Source organism: Streptomyces ruber, from assembly GCF_014648075.1.
GTDB lineage: Bacteria > Actinomycetota > Actinomycetes > Streptomycetales > Streptomycetaceae > Streptomyces > Streptomyces ruber.
Genome location: NZ_BMQK01000015.1, coordinates 157,471 through 170,909 on the forward strand (window position 1 = coordinate 157,471; position 13,439 = coordinate 170,909).

18 protein-coding genes, 1 tRNA gene and 1 pseudogene are annotated in these 13,439 nt (G+C 68.3%); 10 read left to right on the top strand and 10 right to left on the bottom strand.

All coding sequences use genetic code 11. From position 1 onward, the window contains the following. The first annotated feature begins 80 nt into the window (after positions 1–80). Positions 81–1,412, top strand: a complete 1,332-nt coding sequence (locus tag IEZ04_RS26640; RefSeq protein WP_229821290.1) for an FG-GAP repeat domain-containing protein — start codon at positions 81–83, stop codon at positions 1,410–1,412. A 55-nt stretch (positions 1,413–1,467) separates the two neighbouring features. Here IEZ04_RS26640 and IEZ04_RS26645 read toward each other — a convergent pair whose 3' ends face one another. Continuing rightward, on the bottom strand, positions 1,468–2,076 hold the full coding sequence (locus IEZ04_RS26645; protein WP_189219505.1) for a TetR/AcrR family transcriptional regulator: 609 nt from the start codon (positions 2,074–2,076) through the stop codon (positions 1,468–1,470). Positions 2,077–2,212: 136 nt separating this feature from the next. Between IEZ04_RS26645 and IEZ04_RS26650 the strand changes: the two genes are divergently transcribed. Beyond that, a complete protein-coding gene (locus IEZ04_RS26650) occupies positions 2,213–2,956 on the top strand; it encodes an SDR family NAD(P)-dependent oxidoreductase (protein ID WP_189219506.1) in 744 nt (247 codons plus the stop codon). 39 nt (positions 2,957–2,995) lie between these two features. On the opposite strand, the gene IEZ04_RS26655 is transcribed toward IEZ04_RS26650, so the two are convergent. Genes IEZ04_RS26655 through IEZ04_RS26665 form a run of 3 tightly spaced genes read right to left on the bottom strand, consistent with a single transcriptional unit; the run spans position 2,996 to position 4,238 of the window. Then, positions 2,996–3,181, bottom strand: coding sequence for a DUF397 domain-containing protein (locus tag IEZ04_RS26655; RefSeq protein WP_189219507.1), 186 nt, complete (start codon positions 3,179–3,181; stop codon positions 2,996–2,998). 21 nt (positions 3,182–3,202) lie between these two features. After that, positions 3,203–3,385 carry a DUF397 domain-containing protein gene (locus IEZ04_RS26660; RefSeq protein ID WP_189219508.1) on the bottom strand — a complete coding sequence of 61 codons (183 nt, stop codon included), beginning with the start codon at positions 3,383–3,385 and terminating at the stop codon, positions 3,203–3,205. A 10-nt stretch (positions 3,386–3,395) separates the two neighbouring features. Beyond that, the gene (locus IEZ04_RS26665; RefSeq protein WP_189219509.1) at positions 3,396–4,238 is read right to left on the bottom strand and encodes a helix-turn-helix domain-containing protein; all 843 of its coding nucleotides are present in this window, start codon (positions 4,236–4,238) and stop codon (positions 3,396–3,398) included. A 216-nt stretch (positions 4,239–4,454) separates the two neighbouring features. Here IEZ04_RS26665 and IEZ04_RS26670 point away from each other — a divergent pair, with 216 nt between their 5' ends. Beyond that, positions 4,455–4,868 (top strand): ATP-binding protein, encoded by a 414-nt coding sequence (locus IEZ04_RS26670; RefSeq protein ID WP_189219510.1) that lies wholly within the window; start codon positions 4,455–4,457, stop codon positions 4,866–4,868. Between the two features lie 111 nt (positions 4,869–4,979). Here the strand turns inward: IEZ04_RS26670 and IEZ04_RS26675 are convergent, their stop codons facing one another. Continuing rightward, positions 4,980–5,384 (bottom strand): winged helix-turn-helix transcriptional regulator, encoded by a 405-nt coding sequence (locus IEZ04_RS26675; protein ID WP_189219511.1) that lies wholly within the window; start codon positions 5,382–5,384, stop codon positions 4,980–4,982. A gap of 42 nt (positions 5,385–5,426) precedes the next feature. On the opposite strand from IEZ04_RS26675, the gene IEZ04_RS26680 reads away from it, so the two are divergent. From IEZ04_RS26680 to IEZ04_RS26695, 4 genes and pseudogenes are all read left to right on the top strand, one after another. Beyond that, positions 5,427–6,278 carry an enoyl-CoA hydratase/isomerase family protein gene (locus IEZ04_RS26680; RefSeq protein WP_189219512.1) on the top strand — a complete coding sequence of 284 codons (852 nt, stop codon included), beginning with the start codon at positions 5,427–5,429 and terminating at the stop codon, positions 6,276–6,278. Between the two features lie 167 nt (positions 6,279–6,445). Then, positions 6,446–7,243: pseudogene (locus IEZ04_RS26685) on the top strand (IS5 family transposase); the annotation flags it as partial. A 28-nt stretch (positions 7,244–7,271) separates the two neighbouring features. Continuing rightward, positions 7,272–8,330: a Yip1 family protein gene (locus IEZ04_RS26690; protein WP_189219513.1), complete on the top strand. Its 1,059-nt coding sequence runs from the start codon at positions 7,272–7,274 to the stop codon at positions 8,328–8,330. A 340-nt stretch (positions 8,331–8,670) separates the two neighbouring features. After that, positions 8,671–9,105 carry a hypothetical protein gene (locus tag IEZ04_RS26695; protein WP_189219514.1) on the top strand — a complete coding sequence of 145 codons (435 nt, stop codon included), beginning with the start codon at positions 8,671–8,673 and terminating at the stop codon, positions 9,103–9,105. A 61-nt stretch (positions 9,106–9,166) separates the two neighbouring features. Here IEZ04_RS26695 and IEZ04_RS26700 read toward each other — a convergent pair whose 3' ends face one another. From IEZ04_RS26700 to IEZ04_RS26710, 3 genes are all read right to left on the bottom strand, one after another. Further along, positions 9,167–9,664, bottom strand: coding sequence for a phosphoribosyltransferase (locus tag IEZ04_RS26700; protein WP_189219515.1), 498 nt, complete (start codon positions 9,662–9,664; stop codon positions 9,167–9,169). A gap of 8 nt (positions 9,665–9,672) precedes the next feature. Continuing rightward, the gene (gene dcd / locus IEZ04_RS26705) at positions 9,673–10,248 is read right to left on the bottom strand and encodes a dCTP deaminase (RefSeq protein WP_189219516.1); all 576 of its coding nucleotides are present in this window, start codon (positions 10,246–10,248) and stop codon (positions 9,673–9,675) included. 171 nt (positions 10,249–10,419) lie between these two features. Further along, positions 10,420–10,557, bottom strand: coding sequence for a hypothetical protein (locus IEZ04_RS26710; RefSeq protein WP_189219550.1), 138 nt, complete (start codon positions 10,555–10,557; stop codon positions 10,420–10,422). Positions 10,558–10,905: 348 nt separating this feature from the next. On the opposite strand from IEZ04_RS26710, the gene IEZ04_RS26715 reads away from it, so the two are divergent. Beyond that, positions 10,906–10,976 (top strand) — tRNA-Gly (locus IEZ04_RS26715). A 413-nt stretch (positions 10,977–11,389) separates the two neighbouring features. Here IEZ04_RS26715 and IEZ04_RS26720 read toward each other — a convergent pair. Both IEZ04_RS26720 and IEZ04_RS26725 read right to left on the bottom strand, forming a co-directional pair. Next, positions 11,390–11,800, bottom strand: a complete 411-nt coding sequence (locus IEZ04_RS26720) for a PIN domain-containing protein (protein WP_189219517.1) — start codon at positions 11,798–11,800, stop codon at positions 11,390–11,392. Continuing rightward, a complete protein-coding gene (locus IEZ04_RS26725) occupies positions 11,797–12,018 on the bottom strand; it encodes a type II toxin-antitoxin system VapB family antitoxin (RefSeq protein ID WP_189219518.1) in 222 nt (73 codons plus the stop codon). Before IEZ04_RS26725 ends, IEZ04_RS26720 begins: the two co-directional genes overlap by 4 nt. 564 nt (positions 12,019–12,582) lie before the next feature. On the opposite strand from IEZ04_RS26725, the gene IEZ04_RS26730 reads away from it, so the two are divergent. Together IEZ04_RS26730 and IEZ04_RS26735 are read left to right on the top strand one after the other, a co-directional pair. Beyond that, positions 12,583–13,140: a DinB family protein gene (locus IEZ04_RS26730; protein ID WP_189219519.1), complete on the top strand. Its 558-nt coding sequence runs from the start codon at positions 12,583–12,585 to the stop codon at positions 13,138–13,140. Between the two features lie 59 nt (positions 13,141–13,199). Next, positions 13,200–13,421, top strand: a complete 222-nt coding sequence (locus IEZ04_RS26735; RefSeq protein WP_189219520.1) for a hypothetical protein — start codon at positions 13,200–13,202, stop codon at positions 13,419–13,421. The last annotated feature ends 18 nt before the right edge of the window (positions 13,422–13,439 follow it).

Consider the following 13,439-nt stretch of genomic DNA (forward strand, 5'->3'; position numbering starts at 1 on the left):
CAGTACCCACCCGCCCCTTACCGTGCGCGCTCGACATGTGCATGATGTGCCAGTCGTTGCCGATGCGGACGAGGTGGACAGTGCGCGGACGAAGTGCGGGCAGGGCGGGCGTACGCGGGACGGCGGCCCTGGCCATAGGCGTTCTCGGCCTCGGACTCGCCGCCTGCGGCCCCGCCGAGCGGACCTCCACGACGGCGAAGAAGCCGGAGCCCGTGGCCAGGGCGACGCAGGGCCACGCACAGGTGCCCGTCCCCCGCGGCGAGGGCGACGGCGACGTACCCGACGACTTCAACGGCGACGGCCGCCGCGACCTCGTCCTCAACGACCTGGTGAAGTCGGAGAGCCACGCGGACGACGCCGGCATCGGCATCGTGTACGGCACGGAGGACGGCCTCGACCCGGGCGCACGGCAGCTCCTCAGCCCCGCGGAGCAGGCGGCGCCCACGGACGGCGTGCTGCCCGCCGTGTTCGAGGCGGAGGAGAGCTGTGACCTGGACGGCGACGGCTTCACGGACCTCGTCGTCTCCACGGACCCGCCGTACGACGGCCAGGGGCAGCCGCCGGTCCCGCTCCAGCTCCTCTTCGGCTCCCCCGCGGGCCTGACCGGCAGGGCGGTCACGCTGGACGTGCCCGCCCGCGCCCGCGCCGGCAACGACTGGCCGGACCAGCCCGTGTGCGGCGACTTCGACGGCGACGGCGCGGACGACCTGGTGCTGCACGCGTCGGCCAGCCGGCTGACGTATCTGCGCGGCCCGTTCACCCGCGACGGCGCCCCGCGTGCCGCGGACGCGCCCCTGGCCGCACCCGGCAGCGTCCCCACCGGCCCGGCCGTCGACGTGAACGGCGACGGCTACGACGACCTGCTGGTCCGCGAAGACGGCGACGCGTCCCCGTCGAGCGTCGTGTACGGCGGCCCGTCCGGCCCCGCCCGCACGGGCTTCGCACTGCCCGCGGGGGTGGACGTGGCGTTCGGCTCCTTCGGCGGCGAGAGGGACGTACTGGACGCGGCCGTCGGCTCACAGGACGGCACGGCCCTGCGCTACGACCTCACCGGCCCCACGGTCACCACGCAGGCCGCACTCGACGTGCCCGGCACGGTCCTGGACGCGGGCGACCTCGACGGCGACGGGTACGCGGAGCTGGTGACCGGCGGTACGGAGCTGCGCGTCTTCCAGGGCCGTACGAAGGGGCTCACCGCGTCCGGCGTCGTCACGGTGGACCCGCCGGCCGAGGGCACGACCCGCGTCCTGGCGGTCGGCGACTTCACCGGCGACGGCCTGGCCGACCTGGCGGTGCGGACGTACCGGGGGGAGACGGAGGACACGGTCGCGGTGTACGCGGGCCGTCGGGAAGGGGTCGTGGACCCGGCGCCGGTGGTCACCTTCTCGACGGCGGAGTTCCTGGTGTCCTGACGTCGGCGCCGGCGCGTCGGAGGGACCTCGGTGGCACTGCTCGTCGCGGGAACCGTCAGGCGGGCGGCCAGTTCCGCAGCGCCACGTCGGCCACCCGCTGGAGTTCGTCCCGGGTGGCGCCGCCGACGGCCTGCACGGAGATGCCGTTCGCCACGGTCATGAGGTAGCGCGCCAGCACGCCCGGATCGGCCTCCGCCGGCAGATCGCCCTCCTCGGCGGCCCGCCGGAACCGTTCGGCCAGGCGGGAGACGCCGTCGTTGCGCCAGTCGGCGAGGGTGTCACGGACGCTGCCCGCGGTGTCGCCGGCGGCGAGTGAACCCTGGACACCGAGGCACCCGGCGGGGCAGCCGGAGCGGGTGCTGGCCCGGACGGCACCGTGGAGGAACGCGGTGGCCACCTGCCGGGCGGTCGGCTCCCGCAGGGCGCGGGCCACATACGCGGCGGGGCCCTCCTCGTAGCGCTCCAGGGCCTTGCGGAACAGGTCCTCCTTGTTGCCGAAGGCCGCGTACATGCTGGTGCGCGTGATGCCCATGGCGCCGGTCAGATCGGTGAGGCTGGCGCCCTCGTACCCCTTCTCCCAGAAGACCCGCATGGCCCGCTCCAGGGCCTCGTCGGCGTCGAAGCCCCTCGGCCGGCCGATCGGTGCCTTCTGCTGCGTACCCATGCGCTCCATCGTACTTCTCCGGCCCCAGTTCTGTACCGATCGGTGCGGAAGCGTGTTACGGTTCCCTTCAGTACTGATCGGTACTGAAGTCGGACGTCGTTCAGACGTCGTCCTGATGCCTGTGGAGGCCGTTCACATGGGACAGCTCGAGAACAAGACCGCCGTCATCACCGGCGGCGGCACCGGAATCGGCCTGGCCACCGCCGTACGGCTGGCCGACGAGGGCGCGCACGTGTTCATCACCGGCCGGCGCAAGACCGAGCTGGACGCCGCCGTCGAGACCATCGGCGCGGCGCGGGCGACCGCGGTGCCGGGCGACGTCTCCGACCCGGCGGACCTGGACCGGCTGTACGACGCGGTCCGCGCCCGGGGCCGCGGCCTGGACGTGGTCTTCGCGAACGCGGCGACCGCCTCCCTGATACCGCTGGAGCAGATCACCCAGGAGGACTTCGACCACATCTTCGACATCAACGTGCGGGGCACGCTGCTCACCGTCCAGAAGGCGCTGCCGCTGCTCAACGAGGGCGCCTCGGTGATCCTGAACGCCTCCACCGCCGCCGACAACGGCGCGGAGGCGTTCGGCCTGTACGCGGCGTCGAAGGCGGCGATACGGACCTTCGCGCGGGTCTGGGCCAACGAGCTCAAGGGCCGCGGCGTCCGGGTCAACGCGGTCTCACCGGGCCCGATCGACACCCCCGGCATCACCAACCTCTTCGGCGACGCGGCCGACGTCCGCACGAAGCTCGCCACGGACACCGCACTGGGCCGCATGGGACGTCCGGAGGAGGCCGCCGCGGTGGTGGCGTTCCTGGCCTCCGACCAGAGCAGCTTCATGCTCGGGGCCAACGTCTACGTCGACGGGGGTGAGAACCAGATCTGAGCCGCGGACGCCTGGTGGCCCGGTGGGCCGACGGCCCGGCTACGGGGTACGGCGCAGGTGACGTATGAGGGCGGCGAGTCCGGTCGGGGCGGTGGTCAGCACCGTCCCGGGCTCGTCGCTTCCACGGAGCAGGAACGCGTCCTGGCGGACGGCGGGTTCGATGCAGTTGGGCGCGTCCTCGTCGCCTGAGAACGAGGACTTGTGCCAGCGGGTACCCCGGGCCATGTCCGGCAGCGTCATCGCGGCTCACCGACCGTCGCGCAGGTGACGTATCAGCGCGGCAAGCTCCGGCACCGTGGCGGTGAGCACCGTGCCGGGGTCGTCGCTCTCGCGTAGGCGGACGGAGCCTTGAACTGCTGCGAGTTCGACGCACTCGTCGCTGTCTCCCCCGCCGGAGAAGGAGGACTTCTGCCATGCGTTCTGTGACATGCCAAGCCTTTCAGCTCTGTCGTACGAGATCCTCGATGAAGTCTCTCGACTCCGCCGCGCTCAGGGCCACCTTCTCGATCGTGGCCAGGACCGTCCGGTAGCGGTTCAGCTGGGCTTCGGCGTCCAGATAGGCCCCACCGTGCTGGGTGTCCACCAGGACGGTGTCCAGCTGAGGCACGGAACCATTGGCGTACGTCACCGGGTTACTGATGCCGGCGAAGCCGTCCACGTCGAACGGCACAACGCGCACGCTGACATGGGACCGCTCCGACTGCTCCAGAATATGCAGCAGCTGTTCCCTGGCGACCTCGCGGTCAGCGGCTCGCAAGCGCAGCGCCGCTTCGTGGACAACGGCCGCATAGGTGACCGAGCCAAGTACTTCCTGGCGCCGCAACCGGAAACGCACGCGAGCCTCCCGCTGCTCCTCCGACAACGAGGGCACCGACGAGGCGAAGATGCCCCGCATCTGCTTTTCCGTCTGCAAGAGGCCCGGCACGTGCACCGTCTGGAACGTGCGCAACTCGACGGCATGGTGCTCCAACTCGGCCACTCTCATGTACCCGGCGGGGACCGCCTCCCGGTGCTCCTCCCACCAGCCGCGCCCGCGTTCTGCCGCCATGGCTGCCAGCGCATCGACCAAACCGGCGTCGCCCACCCCGTAATGGCTCGCCAGGAACCGCACGCGCTCCGAACTCACCCCGACGCGCCCCGCCTCCACGTTGGACAGTTTGCCTTCGTTGATCCCCGTCGCTCGGGCAGCCTCCCGGAGTCCCAGTCCTGCCAGCTCACGAAGTTTCCGTAGCTCCCTGCCCAGGCGCTTCTGCCGCACCGTGATGACGCTTCTGGCGACCATTAGCCCTGCCTTTCCCCACAGTTGGACTCACGATATCCAGGGTCGAGCTTGACCCGGGTCAAGCTCGACCCTTACCGTCAGTGACGCACCGAGCACGTTGAGGTCATCAGGGGTCCGGAAGGCACCGTCTCGCCACGCCATGGCGGCCGCGGCAGAGCCACCGCCCGTGTCACCACAGCACTCAGCCACTCCTATCGCTACGGCCGGGAGACACGCATGGCACAAACCGGATCATCCTGGGAGTACACCCTCTACATCCCCCACGACCCACGAGCCGCCGGAATCTGCCGCCGCACCCTCCGCGACATCCTCACCACCCACCACCTCCCCACCCTCATCGAACCGGCGGAGCTACTCGCCTCGGAACTCATCGCGAACGCCCTCCTGCACACCACCGGCCCCGCCGCCCTGAAGCTGAGGCAGTCCGGCGCGTCCTTCCGGCTCGGCGCCTGGGACACGGACCCCACGCCCCCGACAACGTCCGAAGCCCGCCCTCACGCCGAATCCGGCCGGGGCCTCCACCTCATCGACGCCTGCTCCGACGACTGGGGCTGGTTCCAGATCAATCCGCACGGCACCGGTACCGGCGGCAAATACGTATGGTGCGAGATCGGCACGCGGAAACCCTGAGCGACCACTGAGGCGCCCCGGACCACCCCCTTACTGATCATTTCAGGATGAGGTTCGGAGTCGTCGCAAGCAGATGATGCTGCAAGCGAGTTGGAGCAGTCCGAGGAACAATCAGTGAAGGGTGTCCGCGCCTTTGTCGAATGCCTCCCTGTGTCGTTCGACTTCGGGGAGGTGGTCGGCGGTCCAGGAGCGCAGGATCGAGAAGGGCTCCTCAAGCGTGCGGCCCAGCGGTGTGATCCGGTACTCCACAGCAACGGGGCGTTGCATCAGTACCCGGCGCTCGACGAGGCCGTTGCGTTCCAACCGTCGCAGTGCCTGCGTCAGCGATTTTTGAGTGACCCCATCGAGCTCTCTCTTGAGCTCGTTGAAGCGTCGCGGCTGCCGGCACAACGCGGCCAGCAGCAGATGACCCCACTTGTCCAGCAGCTGATCCAGGAGCTCGCGCTGCGGGCCAACGATGGTCTCGTGATCGGCCCGATCTTCGCGGATACCAGGTTTCTTTGAAGTACCTGCCATGCACCAGGTATACCAGAGATACCGGCAGCCCAAAGGAATCTCATGACCGAACAGTCCCTGCCCAGCCTCAATCTCAAGCGCCAGGACGGAGTGCTATGGGTTTCGATTGATGTTCCGCCCGTCAACCTGATGACGGCGCAGCTCATGCTCGACCTGGACGCCGTCGCTGCATCGGCCGAGGATGATCCCGATCTGCACGTCATCGTGGTCCAAAGCGCTAATCCGGAGTTCTTCCTGGCGCACGGCGACCTGTCATTCGTGGAGGACCCCGCGACCTACGCCGCCCTCCCGGTCGCGGAGGAGACGCTTGTCGGGACGGGCCCGATGATGCGGCTTCATGAACGCTGGCGGCGTCTGCCTCAGACCACCATCGCCAAGGTCGCGGGACTCGCCCGAGGCGGTGGAGCCGAGCTGGTCTCCAGCCTGGATCTGCGATTCGCGGCCCTCGAGACTGCGGCGTTCGGCCAGTTCGAGGCACTGATCGGCATCGTCCCTGGAGCCGGTGCAACTGCCCACCTGCCCCGCCTCGTGGGTCGCGCTCGCGCTCTCGAGATCGTGCTGACAGGCGGGCTCGTCGACGCGGCGACTGCCGAGCGGTGGGGTTGGGTGAACCGAGCTCTGCCCGCCGCAGAACTGGATGAATATGTTGAGTGGGTAGCACTGACCATCGCGTCTCTGCCCGACGGTGTCCGCGCCGCGGCTATCGAAGCAATCGACGCGGCCGACGGCACGCTTGAGGACGCACTGCGCGCGGAGAACCGCCTGCTCGGCGAAACGTTCACTCCCGCGTCTGGAGAGCTTGCCCGGGCAGCGCTCGCGGCCGGGGTTCACACGCGCGAGGTGGAGCTGAACCTCGAAAAGGTGCTGCGCGCGAACCTCGTCCGGCATTCGTAACGAATCGTCCTGCGCGGGTGGAGTGCAGAAGTTGTCCATACGGTCCGTTTGGCAATTCGGGTCGAACGACCGTACGGGCCGCCTCCAACTCTGTGAAGCTGATTGTTTCGGAACGAGTTCGGTGTGAGGGCTTGGCGATCGGATCCGGTGGCGGCAGAGTGGTCCAGGTGCCGGACGATCTTGTGCCTGATGATCTGTGGGAACGTACCGCTCCGCTGCTGCCGCCCCGGCCGCCGCGTCGTCATCGGTGTCCCGGACGCCCGCCGGCGGACGACCGCGCGGCCCTGCGAGGCATCGTTTTAGGTACTGCGTAAGAACGTGAGCTGGAGAGATGTACCCGCCGAGCAGACCGGGTGCAGCGGCGTGACAGCGTGGCGGCGGTTGCGGGACTGGACCGAGGCCGGGGTGTGGTCCCGCCTGCACAAAGTGCTCCTGGCCGAGCTGCGCAAGGCAGGACTGCTGGACATGGACGACGCTGCGATCGACGGCTCACACGTTCGAGCCCTCAAAGGGGGGCTCACACCGGGCCTTCGCCGGTCGACCGCGCACGGCCGGGCAGCGAACACCACCTGATCGTCGACCGACACGGCACCCCTCTCGCCGTCACCCTGACCGGCGGAAACAGGCACGACGTCACCCAGTTGACACCCCTACTGGACGCGATCCCCCGCATCCGAGGACTTCGCGGACGACCGCGGCACCGGCCAGGCCGGCTCTTCGCCGACCGCGGCTACGACTACGACAAGTACCGCCGCATCCTCCGAGCCCGCGGCATCACACCCAAGATCGCCCGCCGAGGCGTCCCGCACGGATCGGGACTGGGCAAGACCCGCTGGGTCGTGGAACGGACCTTCGCCCGGCTCCACCAGTTCACACGCCTGCGCATCCGCTACGAGATACGCGCCGACCTCCACCTTGGCCTGCTCCCACTCGCCTGCAGCATCATCTGCTTGCGACGCCTACGAACCTCATATCGAAACGATCAGTTAAGGGATGTCACAGCTCGGCCGCAAAGCCCTCTCCGCACCCCCGGGCCCGGCCCACCACCCGCCGGGAGCAGGTACGTTCGATGACGTGGCTGGATTCAGGATCGGACGCGGCCGGAACAACGGCGCTCCTCAAGCGCGACCGCAGAACCCTCCGTACGGACAGCAGCACGCCCGGAACCCGCAGGGCGGCCCGTCGTACGGCTACCCCCAGGCGCCTCAGCCGCCGCAGTACGGCGGTCAGCCCTACGGGGGTGGTCAGCCGTACGGCGGACACGGTGGGCACGGCAGCCGGGGCGGCCAGGGTGCCACCCCGTCCGGCTGGCCGCAGGCGCGCGGCGGGGACCACGGCGAGCCGGAGTACTTCGGCGACGGCGGAAGCCACGGGTATCCCCAGGGCGGAGCCCCTGGCCCCGACCCGTACGCGGCCAACAACCCGGGCCACACCCAGGCGTTCTCGGTCGACGACCCGTACCACCAGAGCGACACCTACCGCGCCGGCCACGCCCCGCCCGCTCCGGCGGGCCCGCGCCTGCGCTGGAAGGAGCTGCTCAAGGGCATCGTCACGAGCCCCAACCACACCTTCCTGGTGATGCGGGACTACGCGGTGTGGCCCCCGGCCCTCATCGTCACCCTCCTCTACGGCCTGCTCGCCGTCCTCGGCTTCGACCAGGCGCGCGAGGACGCGATCAACGCCACGCTGAACAACGCCGTCCCGATCTTCCTGACGACGGCCGTCGCCATGGTGATCAGCTTCTTCATCCTGGGCGTGGTCACCCACACCCTGGCCCGCCAGCTCGGCGGCGACGGAGTCTGGCAGCCCACGGCCGGCCTCTCCATGCTGATCATGTGCATCACGGACGCCCCGCGCCTGGTCGTCGCCATGTTCCTGGGCGGTGACGCGCCCTTCGTCCAGATACTCGGCTGGGTGACCTGGGTGGCGGGCGGCGCGCTGCTGACCCTGATGGTCTCGAAGTCCCACGACCTCCCGTGGCCGAAGGCCCTGGGCGCCTCGGCGATCCAGCTGATCGCGATCCTGTCGCTGATCAAGCTCGGGACGTTCTAGACGCCACCGGCACCGAGCAACACGGAGCAGACCCCCGGCGTGAGACAACGCCGGGGGTTTTCGCGACAGGGCACGCCAACGGCGCAGTTGAATGCACCGATATCTCGGTGACGCGTGCCGACGCGCGAGTCACCGAAATGCTTCGATCACTCATGATGCATCGCGAACAAGAGTCACATTTCCGGAGCCGGTAACCAATTCGGCGACCCGGGAACAAGGGACGTTCCCACCCGAGATCCTCGAGCAGGGCGGCAGTGCACTGGTCCGTACCGACGGGCCACACGGACCGTCGGGAAACGGCGCCGTAGCGGCGCCTCCCAGCACAGGGAAGTGATGCACCATGTCAGAGCCCAAGCCGTCGGTGCGACACGGCAGGAGCCTGGCCCGCACGATGTGCGCGACCGTACTGCTCTTCGTCATCACCATCGCCGGACCCACGATCGCACAGGCCACCGAAGCGCATTCCGCCCACCATCCACCGGCACGTTACGCAGCGGTGGCCGGCGATGCGTCGTCGAATGAAGTAATCGACGAGATAAAGAAATACATCGCTGATTTGGTTCGCGAATTCGCTGCCATTGTCAAACCGAACGTCTCGGTGCAGTTCGGCGTGACAGTAGCGGTCACCCTCGTCGGCGGGTACACCCTGTTCAAGGTGGTGTTCAACGCACGTGGTCGCCGTCACAACGACTGCGCGCACCATGGTGACCACCACGTCTGCCGCGCTTGCCACGTATGCCATGCCTGCCATGGCACTCATCACGGCCACTGGTGAGCCGGACCGACCGCTTCACGGCCTGCCGACACCGTCGGCAGGCCGTGGGCGCATACGCGCCTCAGGCGTCGCGGACCTGCCCCGCCCTCTTCACCACGGGCTCCTGGACGGACCACGGGAAGTTGATCCAGTCGTCCGTCCGCTTCCACACGTACTCGCACTTCACGAGCGAGTGGGACTTCTCGTAGACCACGGCGGACCGCACCTCGGAGACGGTGTCCAGGCAGAAGTCGTGGACGAGCTTCAGCGTCTTCCCGGTGTCGGCCACGTCATCGGTGATGAGGACCTTCTTGTCGGAGAAGTCGATCACGTTGGGCACGGGCGCCAGCATGACGGGCATCTCCAGCGTGGTGCCGACCCCGGTGTAGAACTCCACGTTCACGAGGTGGATGTTCTTGCAGTCCAGGGCGTAGGCGAGCCCGCCGGCAACGAAGACCCCGCCGCGGGCGATGGACAGGATGATGTCCGGCTCGTACCCGTCGTCGGCGATGGTCTGGGCGAGCTCGCGGACGGCGACGCCGAACTGCTCGTAGGACAGGTTCTCTCGTACGTTGCTCACGCCGCTGCTCACACCTGGGTTCTGTGGAAGTTGAGGAAGGACCGGGAGGCGGTGGGCCCGCGCTGGCCCTGGTAGCGGGACCCGTACCGCTCGCTGCCGTACGGGAAGTCGGCCGGGGAGGACAGCCGGAACATGCACAGCTGCCCGATCTTCATGCCCGGCCAGAGCTTGATCGGGAGCGTCGCGAGGTTCGACAGCTCCAGGGTGACGTGTCCGGAGAACCCTGGGTCGATGAACCCCGCGGTGGAGTGGGTGACCAGCCCGAGCCGCCCGAGCGAGCTCTTCCCCTCCAGCCGGCTGGCGAGGTCGTCCGGCAGCGAGATGACCTCGTACGTACTGGCCAGCACGAACTCACCGGGGTGCAGGATGAACGGCTCGTCGCCCTCCGGCTCGACGAGCCGGGTCAGATCCGCCTGCTCGACGGACGGGTCGATGTGGGGGTAGCGGTGGTTCTCGAACACACGGAAGTACCGGTCGAGACGCACGTCGATGCTCGACGGCTGCACCATGGTTTCGTCGTACGGATCGATCCGCACCCGACCGGCGTCGATCTCGGCCCGGATGTCCTTGTCTGAGAGAAGCACGCCCCGAGGATACGCAAGGCGCGCGGACCGCCCACAATCGGACGGCCCGCGCGCCTGCCGACCCCTCGCACGGTCGGCCACTGCTCTGAGCAGCTACTGAACAGCCACTGCTCCGGTCGGTCACTGCCCCGGTCTGCTGTTCCGATCCGCAGCCGCAGCCCTGCCGGCCCGCTAGGCCCGCTGACGCCCGCCGAGCACCACGGGCACCGGCACGACGCTGCGCATCCTGGCACAGCGCGGGCAGCGGACCAGCCGCCCGGGACCGAGCCGCTCGGCCCGCTGCATCGGGAACGAAGCGGTGCTGAACACGTGCCCATCGGCACAGCGGACGACGGTGTGCTCCATCAAGTCCTAGAGTCCCTTCCCCAAGAGCCGCGTCTGACTGTCAACCTGTCGACCTGACGACGAAAGCCCACATTAAGGGATGAAAGGGGCGGCTCTCCAGGCGGCACCCCGACCCTCCGGAACCCTGTTCCCCACGACGGCCGAACCACACCCGGCACCCTCTTCCCGCCCCCACCGTACGCCTCAACTCCCGTAAGGCGTAGGCCGGATCCGACTCCTGAGACGCCGGCGGGCCCCACGGCTTCAGCACCGGGGGCCCGACATGAGGTAGAGTTACGGCGCGTCCTGACACCGGTGCAACCGGTGTCGCGCGCGGGTGTAGTTTAATGGTAGAACATCAGCTTCCCAAGCTGAGAGCGCGAGTTCGATTCTCGTCACCCGCTCTTCTTGAAGCCCCAGGTCAGCGGCCTGGGGCTTGTGCATTGGCGGGGATTTTTGCGCAGGATCCGCCCCGAGGCGCACGAAGATGGGGCACGTGGAGGGCACGAGTTCTCGGCGGCCGTGGTCGGCTCCCCGGCCCTGGCATCGCACGGTACCTGTGACCTGCGGTTTCGCTGTATCAACCACATCGGTCACACGTGTGAGCCCTCAGCCTGCCCGTCCCCTCGGAGAGACGGATGGCGTTTGCGGACGCCGCAGCACTATTCGTTGCCAACTCTGCCGAGGAAACAGGACTTCAACGAGTGCGCCGCAGTGGACACGAACGGACCCGGCGGCAACGAGGTGATGCTCCGCCATCTCCGGTATGACGACGCGGGCCTCCACCCTCGCCTGACGCAGGCTCGGCGGAAATCTCTCAGGCGATGTCGTGGACGTTGTGCTCGGTCAAATCGGATGCGTGCCGAGCGACGGCAGGGTAGTCGGCATCGTCATGGAGGACAGTCAGGCCATGGTGAGCCGCGGTGGCAGCGATGACGAGGTCGACCGCTGAGGCGCTGCGATGCTCCCCGGCCCGGGCCATGCGGTGCTGCACCGCGCCGATCCAGCGCCCCGCGTTCTTCGGCACCGACACATCTGGGTAGAGGTCGGTGAACATCTCCATGATCTCGTCGTACTCGCGACCGTTCCGGGCGCTGTGAAGAAACTCGGCGCGTTGCACGTAGCAGGATGCGATGGCCCCGGCCTCGATCGCGTCGTACCAGGCCGCTTGCAGTTTGGGATCACGGAGCAGCCGCACCAGGCCGGACGTGTCGAGCAAGTAGATCACCGGCTGCGCTTCTCCGCCTCGTGCAGGCGCTCGGCGTCCTCGACGGCACCCCACTCACGCGCACGCTTGAAGTGACGGCTGATGCGCGCCGCACGCTCCTGCTGCTCGGCGTAGAAGCGCAGAGCGAGATTGACCGCCTCTTTCTTGGTCCTGACCTTTGACAGGGCCATGGCGCGCTCCAGGGCGTCGTCGTCGATGTCGATCTGGGTCACTGACATCCGGCACCTCCCGCTCGCATGTTGGTGATGTACATAGAAGAATACGCTACCAACATTCGTGGGCCCACGTCCGTATGCCGAATCGATGTATGTGCAGTGGCACCGGACGCTCCAGATCAGCCTGCGAGACGCTGCGGTTCGGTCGGCGCAAGCGTCACCCGCCCGTATCGCCCGACTGCTCGTGGCGCCGTGCCCACAGTGTGCCCGTAAGAGCGGACAACCACGGTCAACAGCGGCGCCACCAAGCACTCACGCCGACGGTGAAGCAACGAATCCAAGCAGGTCAGCGGCCAAGTGAGCACCCAAGCGCCGGCGCTTCCCAAGCTGAGAGCGCGAGTTCGATCCTCGTCACCCGCTCTTCTGCACAGCCCCAGGTCATCGATCTGGGGGGTGTTCGTCTGTCCGGCGCCATGTCTTCGAGCGAGTTCCGGTGTGGCGGAGCCGGCGGTCACCGACCGGCCCGGAGAGTGTTCGCGCGCACCGCTGATGAGGACAGAACCAGACCTCCACCGTCTCTAGCGTGATCCTGCGACGACGGAACAGGACCACCGGAAGGCGGAGACCATGAGCAGCGACGAGTCGACCACCCGTGAACCGAGCGAGCACCGGGGGGTCACCGGGGAGCGTGCCGATCTGCTGGAGGCGCTGGCCAAGCAGCGGCACTTCCTGCGCTTCACCACCCGCGACCTCACCGATGAGCAGGCCCGCCTGCGGACCACCGCCGGGGAGTTGTGTCTGGGCGGCCTGATCAAACACGTCACGGAGGTCGAACGGGGCTGGGGTGACTTCATCCTCGACGGCCCCTCGGCCATGCCCGACTTCACGGAGATGACCGAGGACGACTGGGCGCGGCGCGAGGACGGGTTCCGGCTGCTGCCCGGGGAGACGCTGGCCGGTGTGCTGGCCGACTACGCGGACGTGGCCCGCCGGACCGACGAACTGGTGGCCACCCTCCCCGGCCTGGACGCCTCGTGGCCGCTGCCCAAGGCTCCGTGGTTCGAGTCCGACACTCAGTGGTCGGTACGCCGGGTCCTGCTGCACATCGTTGCCGAGACCGCCCAGCACGCCGGGCACGCGGACATCATCCGCGAGTCCCTCGACGGCGCGAAGAGCATGGGGTAGGCCCACGAGGGCGCGCAATCGGGCCTTCTGACGGCGGGCGTCGGTGCATACTGCCAGTAATGAAAAAGTCGGCAGCAACGAAGCGTCATCTGGCCACCAGCCCCTTCAAGGCCCCCGTCACTCCACCTCTCAAGGAGTTCGCCGTGGGTGACCGGGTCTCTCACGACATGTACGGCCTCGGCCGGGTGATCGGCGTCGAGGAGGGGATCGCGGTGCTCGTGGACTTCAGCTCGGCGCAGGAGCGGATCCTGAGTCCGTACGCCAAGTTGAACAAGCTGTAGGGCCGTTGTGGCGCCGTG

Coding starts and splice junctions, on each gene's coding strand:
- IEZ04_RS26645 (WP_189219505.1), bottom strand. CDS start 2,076: ATGGGTACGCAGCAGAAGGCACCGATCGGCCGGCCGAGGGGCTTCGAC.
- IEZ04_RS26650 (WP_189219506.1), top strand. CDS start 2,213: ATGGGACAGCTCGAGAACAAGACCGCCGTCATCACCGGCGGCGGCACC.
- IEZ04_RS26655 (WP_189219507.1), bottom strand. CDS start 3,181: ATGGCCCGGGGTACCCGCTGGCACAAGTCCTCGTTCTCAGGCGACGAG.
- IEZ04_RS26660 (WP_189219508.1), bottom strand. CDS start 3,385: ATGTCACAGAACGCATGGCAGAAGTCCTCCTTCTCCGGCGGGGGAGAC.
- IEZ04_RS26665 (WP_189219509.1), bottom strand. CDS start 4,238: ATGGTCGCCAGAAGCGTCATCACGGTGCGGCAGAAGCGCCTGGGCAGG.
- IEZ04_RS26670 (WP_189219510.1), top strand. CDS start 4,455: ATGGCACAAACCGGATCATCCTGGGAGTACACCCTCTACATCCCCCAC.
- IEZ04_RS26675 (WP_189219511.1), bottom strand. CDS start 5,384: ATGGCAGGTACTTCAAAGAAACCTGGTATCCGCGAAGATCGGGCCGAT.
- IEZ04_RS26680 (WP_189219512.1), top strand. CDS start 5,427: ATGACCGAACAGTCCCTGCCCAGCCTCAATCTCAAGCGCCAGGACGGA.
- IEZ04_RS26690 (WP_189219513.1), top strand. CDS start 7,272: ATGTCACAGCTCGGCCGCAAAGCCCTCTCCGCACCCCCGGGCCCGGCC.
- IEZ04_RS26695 (WP_189219514.1), top strand. CDS start 8,671: ATGTCAGAGCCCAAGCCGTCGGTGCGACACGGCAGGAGCCTGGCCCGC.
- IEZ04_RS26725 (WP_189219518.1), bottom strand. CDS start 12,018: ATGTCAGTGACCCAGATCGACATCGACGACGACGCCCTGGAGCGCGCC.
- IEZ04_RS26730 (WP_189219519.1), top strand. CDS start 12,583: ATGAGCAGCGACGAGTCGACCACCCGTGAACCGAGCGAGCACCGGGGG.
- IEZ04_RS26735 (WP_189219520.1), top strand. CDS start 13,200: ATGAAAAAGTCGGCAGCAACGAAGCGTCATCTGGCCACCAGCCCCTTC.